This window comes from Leucobacter celer subsp. astrifaciens (genome assembly GCF_001273835.1).
Lineage (GTDB): Bacteria > Actinomycetota > Actinomycetes > Actinomycetales > Microbacteriaceae > Leucobacter > Leucobacter celer.
In genome coordinates, this window is the sequence record NZ_JHEI01000143.1 from 134544 (window position 1) to 153238 (window position 18695).

19 protein-coding genes are annotated in these 18695 nt (G+C 69.5%); 11 read left to right on the forward strand and 8 right to left on the reverse strand.

The window, feature by feature from the left end:
• Positions 1 to 2 precede the first annotated feature (2 nt).
• Both AMS65_RS14865 and AMS65_RS14870 read right to left on the reverse strand, forming a co-directional pair.
• Positions 3 to 1310 carry a M20 family metallo-hydrolase gene (locus AMS65_RS14865; protein WP_083451739.1) on the reverse strand — a complete coding sequence of 436 codons (1308 nt, stop codon included), beginning with the start codon at positions 1308 to 1310 and terminating at the stop codon, positions 3 to 5.
• 66 nt (positions 1311 to 1376) lie between these two features.
• Positions 1377 to 2747, reverse strand: coding sequence for an MFS transporter (locus AMS65_RS14870; protein WP_053384955.1), 1371 nt, complete (start codon positions 2745 to 2747; stop codon positions 1377 to 1379).
• Between the two features lie 37 nt (positions 2748 to 2784).
• On the opposite strand from AMS65_RS14870, the gene AMS65_RS19525 reads away from it, so the two are divergent.
• The gene (locus AMS65_RS19525) at positions 2785 to 2985 is read left to right on the forward strand and encodes a hypothetical protein (protein ID WP_157502327.1); all 201 of its coding nucleotides are present in this window, start codon (positions 2785 to 2787) and stop codon (positions 2983 to 2985) included.
• Here AMS65_RS19525 and AMS65_RS14875 read toward each other — a convergent pair.
• Genes AMS65_RS14875 through AMS65_RS14890 form a run of 4 tightly spaced genes read right to left on the reverse strand, consistent with a single transcriptional unit; the run spans position 2966 to position 8437 of the window.
• Positions 2966 to 3931 (reverse strand): LysR substrate-binding domain-containing protein, encoded by a 966-nt coding sequence (locus tag AMS65_RS14875; RefSeq protein WP_053384956.1) that lies wholly within the window; start codon positions 3929 to 3931, stop codon positions 2966 to 2968. The genes AMS65_RS19525 and AMS65_RS14875 overlap by 20 nt on opposite strands.
• Positions 3932 to 3969: 38 nt before the next feature.
• Entirely contained in the window at positions 3970 to 6342 is a 2373-nt protein-coding gene (locus AMS65_RS14880) for an ATP-binding cassette domain-containing protein (RefSeq protein WP_053384957.1), read from the reverse strand.
• A gap of 38 nt (positions 6343 to 6380) precedes the next feature.
• Positions 6381 to 7175: a response regulator gene (locus AMS65_RS14885; RefSeq protein WP_053384958.1), complete on the reverse strand. Its 795-nt coding sequence runs from the start codon at positions 7173 to 7175 to the stop codon at positions 6381 to 6383.
• A complete protein-coding gene (locus tag AMS65_RS14890; protein ID WP_241489468.1) occupies positions 7172 to 8437 on the reverse strand; it encodes an ATP-binding protein in 1266 nt (421 codons plus the stop codon). The genes AMS65_RS14885 and AMS65_RS14890 overlap by 4 nt, the downstream gene beginning before the upstream one ends.
• Positions 8438 to 8661: 224 nt before the next feature.
• Between AMS65_RS14890 and AMS65_RS14895 the strand changes: the two genes are divergently transcribed.
• The 7 genes from AMS65_RS14895 to AMS65_RS14925 all read left to right on the forward strand — a co-directional run bounded on the left by AMS65_RS14895 (position 8662) and on the right by AMS65_RS14925 (position 15173).
• Positions 8662 to 9690 carry a tripartite tricarboxylate transporter substrate binding protein gene (locus AMS65_RS14895; protein ID WP_053384960.1) on the forward strand — a complete coding sequence of 343 codons (1029 nt, stop codon included), beginning with the start codon at positions 8662 to 8664 and terminating at the stop codon, positions 9688 to 9690.
• Complete coding sequence (locus AMS65_RS14900) at positions 9687 to 10307, forward strand: tripartite tricarboxylate transporter TctB family protein (protein ID WP_053384961.1); 621 nt, start codon at positions 9687 to 9689, stop codon at positions 10305 to 10307. The genes AMS65_RS14895 and AMS65_RS14900 overlap by 4 nt, the downstream gene beginning before the upstream one ends.
• Before the next feature lies 1 nt (position 10308).
• A complete protein-coding gene (locus tag AMS65_RS14905; protein ID WP_053384962.1) occupies positions 10309 to 11826 on the forward strand; it encodes a tripartite tricarboxylate transporter permease in 1518 nt (505 codons plus the stop codon).
• A 281-nt stretch (positions 11827 to 12107) separates the two neighbouring features.
• Positions 12108 to 12470, forward strand: coding sequence for a PadR family transcriptional regulator (locus AMS65_RS14910; protein ID WP_075201030.1), 363 nt, complete (start codon positions 12108 to 12110; stop codon positions 12468 to 12470).
• On the forward strand, positions 12467 to 13462 hold the full coding sequence (locus AMS65_RS14915) for an HAAS signaling domain-containing protein (protein ID WP_053384963.1): 996 nt from the start codon (positions 12467 to 12469) through the stop codon (positions 13460 to 13462). Before AMS65_RS14910 ends, AMS65_RS14915 begins: the two co-directional genes overlap by 4 nt.
• Positions 13441 to 14265 (forward strand): hypothetical protein, encoded by an 825-nt coding sequence (locus AMS65_RS19530; protein ID WP_053384964.1) that lies wholly within the window; start codon positions 13441 to 13443, stop codon positions 14263 to 14265. The genes AMS65_RS14915 and AMS65_RS19530 overlap by 22 nt, the downstream gene beginning before the upstream one ends.
• 65 nt (positions 14266 to 14330) lie before the next feature.
• On the forward strand, positions 14331 to 15173 hold the full coding sequence (locus AMS65_RS14925; RefSeq protein WP_053384965.1) for a type II CAAX endopeptidase family protein: 843 nt from the start codon (positions 14331 to 14333) through the stop codon (positions 15171 to 15173).
• Between the two features lie 226 nt (positions 15174 to 15399).
• Here the strand turns inward: AMS65_RS14925 and aroQ are convergent, their stop codons facing one another.
• Positions 15400 to 15840 (reverse strand): type II 3-dehydroquinate dehydratase, encoded by a 441-nt coding sequence (gene aroQ, locus AMS65_RS14930; protein WP_053384966.1) that lies wholly within the window; start codon positions 15838 to 15840, stop codon positions 15400 to 15402.
• 205 nt (positions 15841 to 16045) lie between these two features.
• Here aroQ and trmB point away from each other — a divergent pair, with 205 nt between their 5' ends.
• The 3 genes from trmB (at position 16046) to AMS65_RS14945 (ending at position 18136) form a co-directional block, all read left to right on the forward strand.
• Positions 16046 to 16795: a tRNA (guanosine(46)-N7)-methyltransferase TrmB gene (trmB, locus tag AMS65_RS14935; RefSeq protein WP_053384986.1), complete on the forward strand. Its 750-nt coding sequence runs from the start codon at positions 16046 to 16048 to the stop codon at positions 16793 to 16795.
• A 41-nt stretch (positions 16796 to 16836) separates the two neighbouring features.
• The gene (locus AMS65_RS14940) at positions 16837 to 17088 is read left to right on the forward strand and encodes a hypothetical protein (protein ID WP_053384967.1); all 252 of its coding nucleotides are present in this window, start codon (positions 16837 to 16839) and stop codon (positions 17086 to 17088) included.
• An 88-nt stretch (positions 17089 to 17176) separates the two neighbouring features.
• Positions 17177 to 18136 carry an NAD(P)H-dependent flavin oxidoreductase gene (locus tag AMS65_RS14945; RefSeq protein WP_053384968.1) on the forward strand — a complete coding sequence of 320 codons (960 nt, stop codon included), beginning with the start codon at positions 17177 to 17179 and terminating at the stop codon, positions 18134 to 18136.
• 10 nt (positions 18137 to 18146) lie between these two features.
• Here AMS65_RS14945 and AMS65_RS19830 read toward each other — a convergent pair.
• The coding region (locus AMS65_RS19830) for a hypothetical protein (RefSeq protein WP_206542000.1) at positions 18147 to 18695 on the reverse strand (549 nt) is incomplete at its 5' end.

The following is an 18695-nucleotide window of genomic DNA, read 5'->3' on the forward strand; positions in this document are numbered from 1 at the left end:
GATCACGCCTCCACTGCGACGGTCGGACGGCCCGGGTAGGCGACCCCGTCGAGCGCGCCGGTCAGCATCTCGGAGACCACGCCGGTGAGCGCCGCGAGGCCGTTCACCAGATCCTCGTCCCTCGTGAACTCGCGCTCGCAGTGGGAGACGCCGTCCACGGACGGCACGAACATCATCACGGAGGGGGTGACGGTGTTCAGCGCCACCGAGTCGTGGCCGGCCATCGTCTGCATGCGGCGGATGCTGAGGCCGAGGGAATCCGCGACGCGCTGCTGCAGTTCGACGCCCTCCTGCGGATAGTAGCGATTCGGCCGGATGTCGAAGTCCTTCGCCACGATCTCGAGACGCTCCTCCTCGGCGACCAGACGGAAGCGCTCCACGAGGGCGTCGCGCGCTCCCTGGACGATCGCGGGATCGTTCGCGCGCAGGTCTGCGACGAGGTGCACGTGGCTGTTGACGACGATGGGAGAGTTCGGCTCCACCGTGATCTGCCCCACGGAGGAGACGAGCGATTCGGCGGGGTACTCCGAGCAGATGTCGCGCACCAGCAGGGTGACGCGAGCGGCGCCCACGAGCGCGTCGCGGCGATCCGCCATCGCGGTGGCCCCGGTGTGGGACTGCTCGCCGAACACCTCGATGTCGAGCTTCTGCGTGTACCAGCTCGAGTCGACCGCACCGAGTGCGACTCCCTCGCGCTCGAGGATGCGTCCCTGCTCGATGTGCACCTCCGCGTAGCCCGCCAGCTCTCGCGGACCCTGCGATGCACCGAGGTACCCGATGCCCTCGAGCGCATCGCGCACGGTGCACCCCTCGAGGTCGCGCACGGCGAGGATCTCATCCCGGTCCATGAGTCCCGAGAACACTGAGCTGCCCATGATGGAGGGAGCGAACCTGCTGCCCTCCTCGTTGAACCAGTCGACGACGACGAGATTGTACTTCGGCGCGAGTGCACCGGCTTCGACCCGCCGCTGCACCTCCGCCGCGGCGTGCAGAGACGCGATCACCCCGTACGCCCCGTCGAATCGTCCTCCGCGCGGTTGCGAATCGAGGTGCGATCCGCTGAGGATCGCGGGCGCTCCGGGCACGAACTCCACAGTGGCGAACACGTTCCCGATGCTGTCGACATCGACCGACCAGCCGTGTGCGCGGGCGAACTCGGAGAACCAGTCGCGGGTCCGGCGATCGTCGTCCGTCGCCGCTTGGCGTTCGACGCCGCCGCGCTCGGTGGCGCCGATCGATGCGACGTGATGGAAATCCTGCAGAAACGCGTCTGCTGATGCCTGATGGATGGGCATGGTCTGGTCCTTCATGTTCGTGCGTCTTCTCCGATGAGATGGTGGGTGATGTCCGGGTGCCGAGGCCTGAGCCCGGCCGCTCTACTTGGTCCAGCCGCGGGTCTCGGGCACCTTGGTGAGGGCCATCACGATGAGGGTGAGCAGAGCGACTCCGATGACGTAGTACGCGGGCGAGTGGGGCACCGAGGTCGCCTCGACCATGGCGGTGCCGATGAACGGCGCGGTTCCGCCGAGGATCGCGTAGCCGAGGTTGTAGCTGAAGGCCGCCGAGGTGAAGCGGTTCCTGGTGTCGAACACCTCGATGAAGAAGGTGTAGCACCCGCCGCCGTAGAAGCAGATCGCGACGACGAAGATCAACTGGCCGACGAGCGCGAGGCCGACGCTGCCGCTGGTCACGAGGGAGAACGCCGGAATGGCGAGGACGGCGATGGCGAGCGCTCCGCCGATGAGCATCGGTTTGCGGCCGATCCGGTCTCCGATGGCGCCGGCGATCGGCAGCAGGATGGTGTATGCGAGCATGGCCGCGCCGTTGAGCAGCAGCGACTGGTCGCGGCTCAGATTGCCGGTGGTCGAGACGTAGGAGATGAAGTAGCCGGAGAGGAAGTAGAACCCCATCGCGGTCAAGCCCATCACGAAGACCACCTGGATCATCTGCAGCCAGTTCTTCCGGAAGGCCTCGCGGATCGTGGTGTGCGAGCCGCGCTCGGAGTCTCCGCCGCGCTCGGCGTGCTCGGCCTGTTCGCGCATCATCGCCTTGAACGCCGGCGACTCCTCGGTCTTCGCTCGGATCCACAGCCCGACGAGTGCGAGCGGCAGTGCGATGATGAACGGGATCCGCCACCCCCAGGACATGAACGCCTCATCGCTCATCGAGGTGGAGAGGAAGAGGACGAAGAACGCGGCGCAGACCGAGGGCAGTGCGGTTGCGGCGAGGGTGATGTTGACGAAGAGGCCGCGGCGATGGATCGGCGCGTGCTCGAACACGAACGACGGCGCCCCGGCCGACTCTCCGCCGGCCGAGAGGCCCTGCAGCAGGCGGAGGAGCACGAGCAGGATCGGGGCGGCGACGCCGATCGTCTCGAAGGTGGGGAGGAGGCCGATGCCGGTGGTCGCGACGCCGATGGTGAGCAGCGTGATGACGAGCACGTTGCGGCGCCCGACGCGGTCGGCGAGCGAACCGAAGAAGAGCCCGCCCAGCGGCCGGATGAAGAACGCGACGCCGAACGTGGCGAACAGCACGAGCAGGCCGGTGAGCGGGTTGTCGGAGGGGAAGAAGAGCTGGGCCAGGACCACGGCCGAGACCCCGTAGAGGGCGAAGTCGTAGAACTCGATGAACTGGCCGACACTCGCGCCCGCGAGTACGCGGCGCTGCATCGGGGTGATTCCGGTGCGGGGGTGGTCGATCGCGTCGGTGGGGCGGGGCGGAGACTGAGCTTCATTGCTAGGAGTCATGGACCCAGAATCTAGGGAGTTCGCATAGCTTCTGTCAATGGCTGAATTCGTGCGTCGCTTCGTGCGTCTCGGGATCTTCTGTCCGTTCTGTCACGTGGACGTTACTTGTGTCCGCTTGTTATCCAATGCAGAAAACGGTGAGATCGCCGCCATGGTGCCGCAGACGCCGCATGAATCGGCACAGGGTGAAATGTTGCAGTGTTTCTTTCGAATAGTTTCTAGTTATGTAAAAGGGTAGCTTTTTCCCGTGCTCCGGCTGCCGTCTCAGGTGCCGGAGCGGGGCGTGAGAAGATGCGGTGGCAGACCTCGGTGAACGCCCTGACCCGCTGCGATTCCTCGTCCCGACGACGCACGAGCAGCAGCGTGAGGCCGGGGAGATCCTCCTCGAGCTCGACGGACCTGACCTCCGCGCCCCCGTAGGTGAGATCGTGGCCGATGCGCTGGTTGAGGAGCGCGACGCCGAACCCCCGGCCGACCAGGCCGCGCACGGTCTCGAAGCCTTGGATGCGGTAGCGCACCTCCGGTGTGAGGCCCAGGGAGCGGTAGAGATTCAAGTAGTAGTGAGCCGTGTGCGGCAGGTCGAGCAGCACGAGGGGGTCGGCGGCGAACCTCGTGAGGCTGACCGGTGCGTCCGCACCTGCGAGCGGGTGCTCGGGCGCCACGATCATGTGCGGCGGGATGACCTCCAGCGCCTCGGTGTGGTGCTGCTCGAACGGGGCCATGTCGTACGCGATCGCCACGTCGATCTCTCGGCTGTCGAGCAGTTCGACGAGCCGGTCATGGTCGGCCTCGAACAGCTCCACCGCGATGTTCGGGTGGCGCCTGGCGAAGGCCTGGAGCAGCGACGGGGCCCGGAAGGGAGCGAGCGGAAGATACATGCCGACGCGCAGGGTGCCGCTGAGGGCCTGCGAGAAGCTTCCCGCGCGCTCGAGCACCCCCTCGGCGTGCGAGAGCAGCCCCTCGGCGTCGAGATGGAACTGACGCCCGGCGGAGGTCAGCCGGATCCCTCGGCGCGGCACCCGCTCGAAGAGCCGCACGCCCAGATCGCGCTCGAGCTGATTGATCGCGGACGAGAGCGCGGGCTGCGAGACGTGCAGTCGACGCGCCGCCTCGGTCATGCTGCCCGCCCGGGCCGCCTCGGTGAAGTATCGCAGCTGCGTCAGAGTGAATCCCTGGTCGAACATCGATCCTTCTCCTCATCGCGCCTTCGCAGTGACGGGCGTCATCGCGGGGTCGCCGTGTACTCCGCGAGGTGCTGACCGGTGAGGGTCGAGCCGGCGGCGACGAGGTCGCGCGGTGTGCCCTCGAAGGCGATCGTGCCGCCCTGCTGACCGGCGCCGGGCCCGATGTCGATGATCCAGTCGGCGTGCGCCATCACGGCCTGGTGGTGCTCGATCACGATCACGCTCTTGCCGGCGTCGACCAGCCGGTCGAGCACCCCGAGCAGCTGCTCGACGTCGGCCAGGTGCAGGCCGGTGGTGGGCTCGTCGAGCACGTAGACCTCGGCGTCCTCGATCATGTGGATGGCGAGCTTCAACCGCTGGCGTTCGCCGCCCGAGAGCGTGGAGAGGGCCTGCCCGAGCTTGATGTAGCCGATGCCGACGTCGACGAGGCGCTCGAGGATCCTCGCGGCCTTCGGGATCTTCGACTCCGGGGTCGAGAAGAACTCGAGTGCCTCAGACATCGACAGGTCGAGTACCTCGGCGATGTTCTTGCCCCCGAGGGTGTACTCGAGCACGGCCGCGTCGAAGCGCTTGCCCTCGCAGACCTGGCAGACGCTCTCCATGGTCGCCATCATGCCCAGGTCGGTGTAGATGATGCCGGCGCCCTTGCACTCGGGGCACGCGCCCTCCGAGTTCGCGCTGAAGAGCGCGGGCTTCACCCCGTTGGCCTTCGCGAACGCGGTGCGCACGGGATCGAGCAGGCCGGTGTAGGTCGCCGGGTTGGATCGGCGCGATCCCTTGATGGCGCCCTGATCCACCGCCACGACACCCTCGCGCTTCGAGACGTAGCCGTGGATCAGCGAGCTCTTGCCCGAGCCGGCCACGCCGGTGACGGCGCACAGCACGCCGAGCGGCACGTCGACGTCGACGTCGCGCAGGTTGTGAAGATCCGCGCCCCGCACCTCGATCGCGCCCGTCGCGCTTCGCACCAAGTCCTTGAGCCGCGCCCGGTCGTCGAGGTGCTTGCCGGTGAGCGTACCCGAGGCGCGCAGCCCGTCGAGGCTGCCCTCGAAGCAGATCTCGCCGCCGTCCGCACCCGCCCGGGGCCCGAGATCGACCACGTGGTCGGCGATCGCGATCATCTCGGGCTTGTGCTCGACCACCAGCACGGTGTTGCCCTTGTCGCGCAGCTTGAGCAGCAGCTGGTTCATGCGCTGGATGTCGTGGGGGTGCAGGCCGATCGACGGCTCGTCGAACACATAGGTCGCGTCGGTGATGGCCGATCCGAGGTGCCGGATCATCTTCGTGCGCTGCGACTCGCCGCCCGAGAGGGTGCCCGTGGGGCGGTCCAGCGAGAGGTAGCCGAGTCCGATCTGCACGAAGGAGTCGAGGGTGCCGACGAGCTTCTCGATGAGCGGCGCCATACCGGGATCGTCGATGCCACGCACCCACTCCGCGAGATCGGTGATCTGCATGGAGCAGACATCGGCGATCGAGCGGCCGTCGATCTTGGAGGATCTGGCCGTCTCGTTGAGTCGCGTGCCGTCGCAGTCGGGGCAGGAGTGGAACACGATCGCGCGATCCACGAACGCCCGGATGTGGGGCTGCATGGCCTCGCGATCCTTCGACAGGATCGATTTCTGAATGCGCGGGATCAGGCCCTCGTAGGTGAGATTCGTGCCCTCGATCTTGATCTTCGTGGGCTCCTTGTGCAGCAGATCGTCGAGCTGCTGCTCGGTGAAGTCCCGGATCGGCGTATCCATGGGCAGCAGCGCCGAGAACAGACGCCCGTACCAGCCGTCCATGCTGTAACCGGGCACCTTCAGTGCGCCCCCGCTCAGCGACTTCTCGGAGTCGTAGAGCTCGTCGAGGTCGAAGTCGCTCACGCGCCCCCGCCCCTCGCAGTTCGCGCACATGCCGCCCAGGATCTCGAAGCTGCGGCGCTCCTTGATCTGCTTGCCGCCCTTCTCGATCGTCACGGCGCCGGCGCCGCTGATCGAGGCGACGTTGAACGAGAAGGCGTTGGGCGTTCCGATACGCGGCTGCCCGAGCCGGGAGAAGACGATCCGCAGCATCGCGTTGACGTCGGTGGCGGTGCCCACGGTGGAGCGCGGGTTGGCCCCCATGCGCTCCTGGTCGACGATGATGGCTGTCGTCAGCCCCTCGAGCACGTCGACGTCCGGGCGCGACTGCGACGGCATGAAACCCTGCACGAACGCACTGTACGTCTCGTTGATGAGGCGCTGCGACTCGGCGGCGATGGTGCTGAACACGAGCGAACTCTTGCCGGATCCGGAGACCCCCGTGAACGCGGTGAGCCTGCGCTTCGGCAGGTCGACGCTGATGTTCTTGAGATTGTGCTCGCGGGCGCCCTGCACTCTGATGCTGTCGTGACGGTCGGCGGGATGTACGGCGGCGTATGCGTCGGTCATGGAGACAGGGTAGCGCGGGGCTCCGACATCGGGCTTCTTCAATCCTGATCGCCGCTGCTGAGGTGCGACGGAGCCAGGCGGTAGAGCACTTCCGGGCGCCCGCGCCTGCCGTAGCGGTGCGCGAGGTCGATGGCTCCCTCCGAGACGAGGTAGTCGACATATCTCCGGGCGGTCGCCCGCGAGATCTCGCAGCGTTCGGCGAGCTCGGCGGCTGAAACGGCCGAGACCGGGTCGAGCGCCTCCACGACTCGCGCGAGGGTCACCTCGGAGAGCCCCTTGGGGAGCCGTGGGCTCGGCCGCTCGGGCGTCGCCGCCGGGGGCGATGCGGTGCCCGCGGGGCGGGACGGACCGCTCGCGGCCGATCCGGGCACGCGGATCCTGCCGGTCGAGAGCAGCCGGTCGATCTCGCCCTGGGCGAGGGGTCGATCCCGCTCGTTCCGCTCGCGCGCCTGCCGCTCGGCCCGGTACACGCGGAGGCGCTCGCGCAGCGCCTCCTGCGTGAACGGCTTCACGAGGTATCCCACGATGTGGGCCGCGAGGGCCTGGCGCACCGTCACCTGGTCGCGGGAGGAGCTGATGACGAGCACATCGGGGGAGCGGGCGCCGAGCGTGCGCAGGCGGTGGAGAACCTCGATCCCGCTGATGTCTGGGAGCCGCATGTCGAGCAGGATCAGGTCGACCCCGCCGCGGTGGCCGCGCAGCACGGCGGCCTCCCCGCTGCCGGCCGTCCCGACCAGCACGAAGCCGGGTGCGCCCGAGACGAAGCGGCCGTGCAGCGCGCGGGCTCCGGGGTCGTCGTCGACCACGAGCACCCGGATCGGCTCGCCGCTCACCGTCCGACCTCCATCTCGAAGGCGAAGCGGGCGCCGCCCAGCGCGGATCCGCTGAGTTCGACCGCCCCGCCCCTGGCGCCGACGGTGCGGCGCACGAGGTCGAGCCCGAGGCCGCGCCCGGTGCCCGTGGGATCGGGCTTCGAGGTGTAGCCCGACGCGAAGATCCGCTCGGCCTCCCGCGGATCGACGCCCGGACCGTCGTCTTCCACCACGCCTCTCAGCCGGGAGCTCTCCCGCCGCGAGCCCTCCTGCCGCAGCGCGCACCGCACCAGGCTCGCGCCGGCCTCGCCCGCGTTGCGGCAGAGGTTGGAGATCACGAGCAGCACCTCCTCGTCGATCTCGTCGGTCAGGTCGATGTCGGTCTCGAGCTGTGACCCGAGAGCGCCGAGCTCCGCACGCAGCGCCTCGACGGTGGCCCGCAGCAGCGGTTGCCCGTCCAGCGTCTCGTCCGTCTCGCCGGTGAGCACGGGGGCCACGCCGTCGATGTAGGTGAGCGCCTCCCGGGTGTCGCCGTGCGAGACGAGGCCGTGGATCACGTGCAACCGGGTATTGAACTCGTGGGACTGCTCCCGTAGCGCCGTCGCCGTGCGCCGCAGCCGCTCGTGCTCGCGCGCGGCCTCGTCGAGCCGCCGGAAGCGCCGCTCGAAGGCGGTGGCGAGCAGCGAGCTCGCGAGGGTGCCCAGCAGGAGCGCGCCGAGCGCCCAGGGCAGCAGCTGAGCCAGCGCCTCGTCGTGCTCGGCGGAGATGTGCGACTCCAGGATGCCCACCGAGAGCGTGCCGATCACCTCATCGCGGGTGTCGCGCACGGGCACCTTCGCCCGCAGCGTCGGGCCGAGGGTGCCGATCTCCGTGCCGAGGAACTCCTCCCCGGCGAGCACGGCCGCGTTGTCGGTGGACACCTCCTTGCCACGCTCCGACGCCGTGGGGTGCGTGATCCGGATCCCCATCGCGTCCGTGATGACCACGAAGTCGACGCCGGCAGCGTGCTCGAGGACCTCGGCGAGGGGCTGCAGCTCGGCTGTCGCCCGCTCGCGCCCTGCGTTCGTGCCATCGGCCTCGGCCCGCTGCAGCGCCTCGCGGACCTGGCTCAGCTGCGCCAGCGTCGTCGCGACCTCCTGCACCCGCTCGCCCGTCGCAGTGCGGATGCTGCGTTCCTGCACCGTGACGGCGATCGCCGCCGTGAGGCCGACGCAGACGAGCACGATGAGGCTCGGGAGGAGCAGGATCGCCAGGCGCATCGCGAACGGCCTGTTTCGAGTCACCAACCGATCCACCTCCTCGTGGGCCCGCACTGTCGGGCTAGCACCGTCGAGCCCGCACCGTCGAACCGGCGTCGTCGAGCCCGTGCCTTCCGGCCCGGGTTGTCGGGCTGTCGAGCTGTGAGCATCAAAGAGCACAAATGCGTGCGAGCGGGTCGTTCTGCGTCCCTGTTGTCATTCTAGTAACCGCAGTCAGATGACAACGGAGTCGCACGAAGGAGTGAGCAATGACGGCAGCATCGGTGGAGTCCGCCCAGGAGCCTCCTCCTCGCAGGCGGCTCGGGAGAACCGTGGCGCGCGTGATCGGCGGTCTGGTGGCTGTCGCCGCGATCGGCATCGCGTCGTACGGCTCGATCAGTTCGGCCGCGCTCGGATCCGACATCCGCAACTCCATGACCGTCATCGCCCCCGCCGCGGCCGGCGGCGGCTGGGACGGTGCGGCACGCGCGATGCAGCAGGCCATGAAGGCGAACGGCATCGTCAACAACGTGCAGGTGGTCAACATGCCGGGCGCGGGCGGCACGATCGCCCTCGGAAACGTCTCGGTGCTGTCCGGGCAGCCGAACAACATCCTCGTGGGAGGCACCGGCCTGCTCGCCGCGACCATCCAGTTCGACTCCGCGGCCACGCTCGACGACGTCACGCCCCTGGCCACGATCGTCGAGGAGTACGACGTCATCGTCGTACCCGCGAGTTCGCCCTACGAGACGCTCGAGGACCTGGTCGAAGCCTGGCGTGCCGACCCGAGGGCGCTGCCCTGGTCGGGCGGTGGATCCTTCGATCAGCTCGTGGTCACCGACCTCGCGCTCGCCGCCGGGATCGATCCGGTCGACGTCACGTACATCCCCTCCGACGGCGGAGGCGAAGCCATCCAGGCGATGCTCAACGGCACCGTCGCCGCCGCGGCAGGAGGCTACCCCGACAACATCGACCAGATCGAGACGGGCCGCCTGCGAGCGCTCGCGCTCGTCGCACCCGAACCCGTCGAGGGCATCGACATCCCGACGGCGCGGGAGCAGGGCTTCGACATCACCCTGACCAACTGGCGCTCCCTCTCGGCCCCGTCGGGGCTCAGCGACGAGGACGCCGAGGCCCTGGTCGAGCTGGTGCGAGAGACGCTCGCGACACCCGAGTGGGAGGACGCGATGCAGCGCTATCACTGGACCGAGAAGGTGATCACCGGCGACGAACTCGACGCGTTCCTCGTCGAGGAGCACGACCGCATCGCGCAGCTGTACAAGGAGATGGGCCAATGACACCGTCGAACAACCCCACCGCCCTCTCAGCGGTCGTGGGCGAGGAACTCGAGATCGGCAGGGCGAATCCCAACGCCGCGCTCGTGAAGCATCTGATCATGCCCGGGCTGCTCCTCGCGTTCGCGACCTACCTGCTCCTCGGCATCGTCACCATGCGGGTGCCCGAGGGCGTCGCCTTCCCGGGACCGAGGTTCTTCCCCGCGATCATCACCGCAGGGCTTTACCTGTTCGCGGTGCTGCTCATCGTGCGAGCGCTGCGGGACCGGACGGAGGCGATCGCCAGGCTGGAGCAGTCGGGCGAGGAGTTCGACCTGCTCACCGACGAGGAGGCCGAGGCGCTCGCATCCGGATCCGGATCCGCCAAGCGCGTCGGGGTGGACTGGGGATCGCTGGCCTGGATCGTCGGATCGTTCATCGGTTTCGCACTGCTGCTGCCCCTCCTCGGGTGGATCGTGGCGGCGATGCTGCTCTTCTGGTGCGTGGCCCGCGCATTCGGGTCGCGGCGAGCGGTCTACAACCTCGTCGTCGGGTTGACCGCGAGCTCGATCGCCTACATCGTGTTCGACATGCTGCTCGGCCTGACGCTGCCGTCGGGCATCCTCGGATGGGGGTTCTGACATGGATACGCTGCAACTCCTCGCCGAGGGCTTCGCCGGAGCGCTCACCTGGCAGAACCTGCTCTGGGTGGTCATCGGATGCCTGCTCGGCACGGCCGTCGGCGTGATGCCGGGCCTCGGGTCCTCGATGGCCGTGGCGCTGCTGCTGCCGGTCACCTTCGCGCTCGAGCCCACGGCCGCCTTCATCATGTTCTCCGGGGTGTACTTCGGCGGGCTCTTCGGCGACTCCACCATGAGCATCCTCATGAACATGCCGGGTCAGGCGTCGGCCATCGCGTCGACGTTCGAGGGGCACAAGATGGCACTCGACGGGCGTGCGGCGCAGGCGCTCGCCACCGCGGCCATCGGCGCGTTCACGGGCGGCTTCATCGCCTCGATCGTCGTGGTCTTCATGGCGCCGGCCCTCGCCGACTTCTCGACCCAGTTCGGTCCGGCGGAGTTCTTCGCGCTCGCGCTCTTCGCCTTCGTCGCCACCTCCTCGGTCGTCACCGACAACCCCGTGAAGGGCCTCGCCTCGCTGTTCATCGGGCTCGGGATCGCCGTCATCGGCGTCGACGGGATCTCGGGTGCACCGCGCTTCACGCTCGACTCGCCGAACCTCTTCGACGGCGTCTCGCTCGTCACCGTGACGGTCGCGATCCTCGCGCTCGGCGAGGTCATCTACGTGGCCTGCCTGGACCGGCACATCGGCGGCGGCAGGCTGATCCGCCCGAAGGGGCGCCCCTGGCTCTCGGGCCGCGAGTTCCGCGAGGCGCTGCCCGCCTGGCTGCGCGGCACCGCGATCGGCATGCCGTTCGGCGTCGTGCCGGCCGGGGGATCGGAGATCCCGACCTTCCTGGCCTTCGGCCTCGAGAAGCGGCTCGATGCGCGCCGCAAGCACCCGCAGTTCGGCAGGGGCGCGATCCGTGGCCTCGCCGCCCCGGAAGCCGCCGGCAACTCGACGACCGGCATGGCGATGGGCGCGCTGCTCGCGCTCGGCCTGCCGATCTCGGCGACTGCGGCGATCATGCTCGCCGCCTTCCGCCAGTACGGGCTGCAGCCCGGCCCGCTGCTCTTCGAGCGCTCCTCCGAGCTCGTGTGGGCGCTGCTCGCCAGCTTCTTCATCGCGATGATCGTGCTGCTCATCCTCAACCTGCCCTTCGCGATGGTGTGGGCCAAGCTGCTGCTGATCCCGCGCCCCTACCTGTACGCGGGCATCACCATGGTCTGCGCCCTCGGCATCTACGCGACCTCCGGCAAGACCTTCGACCTGCTGCTCCTGCTCGCCATCGGACTCGTCGGCTTCGTGATGCGCGCCGTCGACTACCCCCTCGCGCCCCTCATCATCGGCATGGTGCTCGGCCCGCTCGCCGAGACGAGCCTGCGCGACGCCGCGATGAGCGCGAACGGCGACTTCTCGGTGCTCGTGCAGGGGCCGATCCCGATCACGCTCTACGCCCTGCTGCTGCTCGTCGTCGCGTTCGCCGTGCGCGGCAAGATCGTCGAGCGCAAGAAGGCCCGCGTGACCGCGCGCGTCTGAGGGCGGTCACGCGGGCTGCGGGGCCGAGCGCGGGCCGCGGGGTCTGCCGTAGATATGGGATCTGCCTTATATATGGCGGGTCTGCCATGCGCGGGGCATATCTACGGCAGATCCCATATCTACGGAGGCCCTTGAGCCGGAACCGGCGGACCGTGGGCTGGAACCGGCGGACCGTGGGCTGGAACAGGCAGCCGGTGGGCTGGAACCGGTGGCCCGTGGCGGCCTCCGTCCCTTCATACCCCTGCATTGCAATACTTGTATAGCAAGCATAAGATGAGGATGTGCCCGACATCACCCGCGCCGGCGACAAGGAACGAATCGCGACGAATCTCCGCAAGGGGGTGCTCGAGTACTGCGTGCTCGCACTGCTCTCGCAGCGCGACATGTACGGTCTCGAGCTCGCCAACGAACTCACCGGGCGCGGCCTGAGCGCCAGCGAGGGCAGCCTCTACCCGCTGCTCGCGCGGATGCGCGAGGCCGAAGCGGTCGACACGAGATGGGAGACCGCGGGGGAGTCCGGGAGTTCGCGCCCGCGCCGCTACTACGCCATCACCGCGCGCGGCCGTGCGCTGCTCGCAACCTTCTCGGAGGTATGGGGCGGGATCGCGACCCAGGTCGAACGAGTACTGAAGGAGGAGCCGTGAACGCAGAGACGATGCCGCGCGAGGCGAACCAATACCTGCGCACCCTCGAGAGGGCCCTCGCCTATGCCCCGGCCGAGACGAAGGCGGCCGTGCTCGACGACGTGAGGGCCCATATCGTCGACGCGCTCGAGAGCGGCAGGAGCATCGAGGAGACGCTCGAGGGGCTCGGTGCGGCCGAGGCCTTCGCCGAGCAGTATCGGGACGAACTGCACATCGCAGCGTCCGATGACGCCGCGGCTGTGACGGGCGCGAGGATGCTGCATGTCGCCGCTGTGCTCGTCGGCGTACTCGCCGGGGCGTTCGTGGCCTTCCTGCTGCCGTCGTACGCCGGTACGTCGGTCTCGGAGCAGGGCGGCGACGTCGGGGTGGAGATCGCCGAGACGACAGTGCGAACGCTGGCCCAGGAATACGGCCCGGGGGCCGCAGCGCTCGCCATGCTGCCCGCCGTGCTCGCGCTGCTTCCGCTGGTGCTGCCGCGCGGTCTCCGCGTTCCCGTAGCTCTTGCGAACGCCGTGCTCGTGACGGGTTTCTCCATCGTCTCCGGCTTCACGGTCGGCGTGTTCTACGCTCCGCTCGCGCTCATCATGTGGGTTGCGGTCATCGTTCCCTGGCGGATGACCCGAGGGCTCGACCTCGCGACCGCTCCGATCTGGCGGGTGCTCGGCGCCGTGCTCATCGCGCTCCCCGCGCTGCTGCATGCGGCGAGCGGACTCAGCGGAGCGACCCACTTCGGGCCGCTGGCGTGGGCCACCTTCATCGGCACGCTGCTGCTCGCGGCGCTCTTCGCCGCGGGGGTGCGGGTGGCGGCGCTCGTCACCGCGGTCATCGGTCTCGCCATCATGGTGCTCACCATGTTCACGCAGGGCATGCTCCTGGTCGCAACCTGGTGGGCCGGCGGACTGTACCTCGCACTCGGCCTGTCCGCCTATCTCGCGTGGGGGTCAGGGGTGAGCAGACTTTCCCCGTCCGCATGGCGAACGGCGGCATCGTGAGGCGCGATCGCAGTGCGGCAGGCGTGCGCGGCCTCGCTGCCGCGGTCGCTGCCGCCGTCGCGGTGAGCCTGGCGGCGTGCGCTCCTCAGCCCCCGACCACCACCTACGTCGATGCCGAGGGAGACTTCGTGACGCTCGACTGGGGCGAGTTCCCCGCCTACGCGTACACCGACGTCGAAGCGGTGCTCGCCGGCCCGGTCGTGGAGGAGGTGCCGCAGCGGGAGGCGCAGCTCATCGGCAGCATCCGGTCCATGCTCGCGGAGGAGTACGGAGTGGATTCCTGGGCGGTGCGGACGGGGAACGGTGAGACGGTCGAGATACGGGATCCGGCAGCCGAGCATCGCAGCCCGGCCGCCGACCCGAACGAGTGGATGCCCGAGACCACGAACGGCTACGGCGGAGAGTCCATGCTCAGCCTCTACAACTCTCCCGTCTGGCGGGGCGAGGCCACGATCCCGCGCACCGACTGGCCCGAACTGCTCGACCGCGTCGCCGAGATACTCGAGGCTGCGGGGCTCGAGGCCGCACCCGGGGACGCGTCTGATGACCTGTCCGAGTGGAGCGAGACGCACGAGGGGCGCTGGTTCGTGCGGGGCGGCGAATTCCTCGACGTCTCCGTCACCGACTCCCGCCTCGACGCCGAGGTGCTGGCCGAGGCCGAGGAATACGGGTGGCTCATCGCCGGAGTGGAGATCGGCTACGGCATCAACACCGTGAGCCGGGACGAGCGAGCGGAGTTCGAGCGCCGCGCGGAGCCCTTCATCGGACGCGACTGGCCCGACCCCACCGACTCCTTCGAGTGACACCAGTGACGGGGCGACACGGCCGGTCTTTGGCGCGCCGTCGGCCTGGTCGGTACGCTGGGGACATGCTGGAGGCGCCGGGGCGAGTAAGGCCGCTGCACCTGACCGCGGCGCTGATCGTCTGCCTCGCGGCTCCCGCCTTCTTCGTGCTCGAACAACCCGTGCTCGGCTTCGAACTGCTCATCGCGGGACTCATCCTCGCGTGGGGCGCCGAGCACAGCGGGGGGCGGGAGATCGCCAGGACCCCCTCGTTGCTGCGCGACCTCTCCCTCATCGCGATCGGCCTGGCCATCGTGCGCACCATTCCTCTCGCAGCCGAACTCGACAACTGGTCGATGGTGGCCTTCACGCTCGCGCTGGGCGGAGCGGTCGCGGTGCCGTACGCGGTGTCGCGGTTCATCTACCGCGACCGGGCCACGGCCTTCCCCTGGTTCGGGTCCGGCCGCTGGGGGCGCCTGCACTGGGGCTGGCTGATCGCGGTGCTGGTGCTGGGCTGGCTGATCCTGCCCTGGTACTTCATCTCATCGGGGGTCTATCGCAACTGGCCCGTCGTCGACAGCCCCGACCTCATCGCGCGGTTGTTCGTCGGCGTCGGCGCGGTCGGGATCTGGGACGAGCTCTTCTTCATCTGCACGGTCTTCACCGTGCTGCTGCGGCACTTCCCGCCGTGGGTGGCCAACGCGCTGCAGGCGATCGTGTTCGTCTCGTTCCTGTGGGAACTCGGCTACCGCTCCTGGGGGCCGCTGCTCACCATCCCGTTCGCGCTGATACAGGGGTACATCTACCTGCGCACGCACTCGCTGGCCTACGTGGTGACGGTGCACCTGCTGTTCGACGCGGTGGTGTTCGCGGTATTGGTCCACGCCCACAATCCCCACCTGTTCGACATCTTCATCACGGTGCCGTAGAAGTTGTGGGCGCGGGCTGCTGTGCTCGCCGCCGTGGGCGGCGCTTTCGCGAGCTGTGAAAATGCTGGCGCATTTTCACGACGTTCGCGCACGCCCACAACCCCCACCTGTTCGACATCTTCATCACGGTGCCGTAGGGGCGAACGGCGGCGCATCCGTACGCTGTCGCTTCCGGATCCCCGTCATCCTGCGCGAGGAACGAGTCGCAGGATCCACCCCGCAGGTGTCACCCGGCGATGATGGCGGCGAGGCGGCGCACCGCGAACTCGTAGCCCTGCACGCCGCAGCCCACGACCACGCAGTCGGCGATGCCCGAGATGTAGGAGTGGTGGCGGAACGCCTCGCGCGCGTGCACATTGGAGATGTGCACCTCGGCGACGGGCAGCGCGACACCCGTGAGCGCGTCGCGCAGCGCGATCGAGGTGTGCGTGAAGGCGCCCGGATTGATGAGGATGGCCGCGCAGTCCTCCCGCGCGGCGTGGATCGCGTCGATGAGCGCGCCCTCGTGATTGCTCTGCACCGCGCGCACCTCGAGGCCGAAGTCCCCCGCAGCGCGCGCGACCAGCGCCTCGACGTCGGCGAGCGTGTCGTCGCCGTAGATCTCGGGTTCGCGCGTTCCCAGCAGGTTGAGGTTGGGGCCGTTCACCAGCAGGATTCGTCTGGTCATGGTGCGTTCCCTCCGCGTCGAAACCGTACCCCCATGCTACCGGGCGTCGTTCACGCGGAGTCCCGAATGGCTGCTTCCCATTTCCCGAAGCAGCCATTCGGGACTCCGCGCTCCAGCCGAAGGGGACGGGAGGAGCGCGGAGACGCGGTTGCGATCGGCTGGCTCGGTCGGGGAGAAGCGCCGCGCGATCGGCTACCGTAGACGGGTGACCGAGCAGCAGCCCCTCCCGCATAAGAGCTTCGACCCCAGCACCTTCCGCGACAAGCCCGTGTCGTTCGTGCGCCGCAGCGGTCGCATGACTCCGTCGCAGGAGCGCGCGTGGGAGCAGCACCACGCCGAGTACGTGCTCGACATCCCGCACGGCCGCGCCGCGACGAGCGTCGCCGACGGCGTCACGGGCGATCCCGGGCGCATCTTCGGGCGCCCCGCCCCGCTGGTGGTCGAGGTGGGAACCGGGCAGGGGCACGCGATCCTGCACGCGGCGGAGACGCACCCCGACACGAATTTCCTGGGCGTGGAGGTGTTCCGCGCCGGGCTCGCGCGTACCATCATCCGGGCCGAGATCGCGGGCCTCGAGAACCTGCGCCTCGCCGAGGTGAACGCCCCCGAACTGCTCGAGAAGTACCTGCCGGCCGGATCGGTCGACGAGGTCTGGGTGTTCTTCCCCGACCCGTGGGCGAAGGCTCGCCACCACAAGCGGCGCCTGGTCAGTGCCGACTTCGCCCGCATCGCCGCGCTCGCCCTGCGCCCCGGAGGCGTGCTGCGTCTCGCCACCGACTGGGAGGACTACGCCGAGCAGATGCGCGAGGTGCTCGATGCGGCCCCTGCCTTCGAGCGGGATTTCGCCGGGGAGTGGGCGGAGCGCTTCGAAGGGCGCGTGCTCACCGCCTTCGAGAAGAAGGGCGCCGACAAGGGCCGAGCCATCCGTGATCTCGCCTACCGACGCACCTCATAAATAATCGCCGGCTGCCCGCGGCGCGGGAGTAGAGTCGGGGCATGAGCGAGGATCCCGTGGCCGCCGGCAAGGGTGCTGAGGCGGAGCGGGCCGGCCAGAGTTCGTTGCCCGCCCCGCCCGCCGCGATCGAGCGCTGGGAGCTGTCGGGCGGTGCCGTCCGCATCGCCCGCGTCGGCGATGCCGCGGCCGCGGTCGAGCTGCTGCGCTGCGACGGCGGCGAGGTGGTGGAGACGCTCACGCTGCGCGACCCGAGCGAGGTGCGGTGGGCGCGGGCGCGGCGGGCGGCGGAGTGACGGCGACTCGGCATCCCGGACCTGGTCGTCGATTCGGGCGGCGACCCGGGCCGCCGGTTCGGGATCGCGTGCGACGGAGGGAACAAGGATGACGGACGGATCGCAGACGGCCTGGGCCACCGCACTGGGGCTCGCGGCACCGGTGGTGTGCGCCCCGATGGGCGGCGTGGCCGGCGGAGCGCTTGCGAGTGCGGTGTCGCGTGCGGGCGCGCTCGGCACGATCGGCATGGGCAGCGCGGGATCGGTCGCGGCGCTCGAGCGGGAGCTGGGACTTCTCGACACCGGCGGCAGGCCGTTCGGGATCGGGCTCGTCGCCTGGGGCATCGAGCGGGATCCCGTGATGCTCGACCGAGCGCTCGACGCCCGCCCAGCGCTCGTCTCGGTGAGCTTCGGCGACTGGGAGGGGGAGGATCGGCGGCCCACGTGGATCGCGGCCGTGCAGGCCGCGGGCGCGCTCGCCGTGACCCAGGTCGCCACGGTCGCGGAGGCCCGCCGCGCGGCCGACGCGGGCATCGACGCCGTCGTGGCCCGCGGCCTGGAGGGCGGCGGACACGGCGATCATCGCGAGCCGCGGGACGCCCTGCTGGCGGCCGTCGTGGCGGCGGTCGACGTGCCGGTGCTGGCCGCCGGTGCCGTGAGCACGGCCGAGGATCTCGCGCGCGTGCTCGATGCGGGGGCCGCGGCAGCCTGGGTGGGCACGGCGTTCGCGGCCTGCGACGAGGCGCTGACCGCCGCCGCCGCCCGCGCCGCGCTGCTCGACGCGGACGGCGCCGACACCGTGGTCTCGCGGGTGCTCGACGTGGCGCTCGAGCGGCCCTGGCCGAGCCGCTTCCCGGAGCGGCTGCTGCGCACGCCGTTCGTCGACCGCTGGCAGGGGCGCGAGGACGAGCTCGCAGCCGACGCCGAGGCCCGCGCCGAGTTCCGTGCGGCGGTGGCGGCCGGGGACTACTCGGTGGTGCCGCTCGACGCGGGGGAGGGTGTGGGATCACTCACCGCGGTGCGACCCGCGGCCGAGGCCGTCGCGGCGCTGGCCGGCGCGCCCCGCTGAGGGTGCGCGGTCAGCCGATCGGGTAGTGGGGGTCGTTGTAGGGCTCGTATCCGGGGGTGGTGAAGATCTTGGTGGCGAAGCGGTTGATCTCGTGGAGGATGCGCTCGGGCGGGTATTCCTCGGAGCCGCCGAAGGAGTGGGCCCTGCCGTAGGCTGCGCAGGCGTCGACGTATCGTTCGATCCATTCGGCGGGAGTGATGTGCCGCATGCCCGCGAGTTCTGCTTCGGTGAGATCGAGGTCCTGGCTCAGCATCCGGCTGGTCATCGTGATCGGTTTCGGATCGTAGAAGGGCGGTGTCTGCAGGAGCGGCGCCAGCCGTTCGACGAGGTCTTCTCGTCCTGCGCGTCGGGCGAAGAAAGCGGTGCCCCGCACGGCGTACAGGGTAGAGCCGTAGTCGGGGATGTTGTACTCCCAGACGGGCATCTCTTGGATGGGGAGGAGCCCGGTGACGGCGCGGTCGAGTTCGCCGTAGAGGCAGAGCGCCGACGCCGTGGTGATGAGGTGGTAGTTGTCGTGCATCTTGTGGATGCGGAAGTTCCGGGGGGGGGGGGGGGGGGG

Bases quoted from the DNA above. Each gene is read 5' to 3' on its own strand.
- AMS65_RS14865 (WP_083451739.1), bottom strand. From the start codon at position 1,310: ATGAAGGACCAGACCATGCCCATCCATCAGGCATCAGCAGACGCGTTT.
- AMS65_RS14870 (WP_053384955.1), bottom strand. From the start codon at position 2,747: ATGACTCCTAGCAATGAAGCTCAGTCTCCGCCCCGCCCCACCGACGCG.
- AMS65_RS19525 (WP_157502327.1), top strand. From the start codon at position 2,785: ATGGCTGAATTCGTGCGTCGCTTCGTGCGTCTCGGGATCTTCTGTCCG.
- AMS65_RS14875 (WP_053384956.1), bottom strand. From the start codon at position 3,931: ATGTTCGACCAGGGATTCACTCTGACGCAGCTGCGATACTTCACCGAG.
- AMS65_RS14880 (WP_053384957.1), bottom strand. From the start codon at position 6,342: ATGACCGACGCATACGCCGCCGTACATCCCGCCGACCGTCACGACAGC.
- AMS65_RS14895 (WP_053384960.1), top strand. From the start codon at position 8,662: ATGACGGCAGCATCGGTGGAGTCCGCCCAGGAGCCTCCTCCTCGCAGG.
- AMS65_RS14900 (WP_053384961.1), top strand. From the start codon at position 9,687: ATGACACCGTCGAACAACCCCACCGCCCTCTCAGCGGTCGTGGGCGAG.
- AMS65_RS14905 (WP_053384962.1), top strand. From the start codon at position 10,309: ATGGATACGCTGCAACTCCTCGCCGAGGGCTTCGCCGGAGCGCTCACC.
- AMS65_RS19530 (WP_053384964.1), top strand. From the start codon at position 13,441: ATGGCGAACGGCGGCATCGTGAGGCGCGATCGCAGTGCGGCAGGCGTG.
- AMS65_RS14925 (WP_053384965.1), top strand. From the start codon at position 14,331: ATGCTGGAGGCGCCGGGGCGAGTAAGGCCGCTGCACCTGACCGCGGCG.
- aroQ (WP_053384966.1), bottom strand. From the start codon at position 15,840: ATGACCAGACGAATCCTGCTGGTGAACGGCCCCAACCTCAACCTGCTG.
- AMS65_RS14940 (WP_053384967.1), top strand. From the start codon at position 16,837: ATGAGCGAGGATCCCGTGGCCGCCGGCAAGGGTGCTGAGGCGGAGCGG.
- AMS65_RS14945 (WP_053384968.1), top strand. From the start codon at position 17,177: ATGACGGACGGATCGCAGACGGCCTGGGCCACCGCACTGGGGCTCGCG.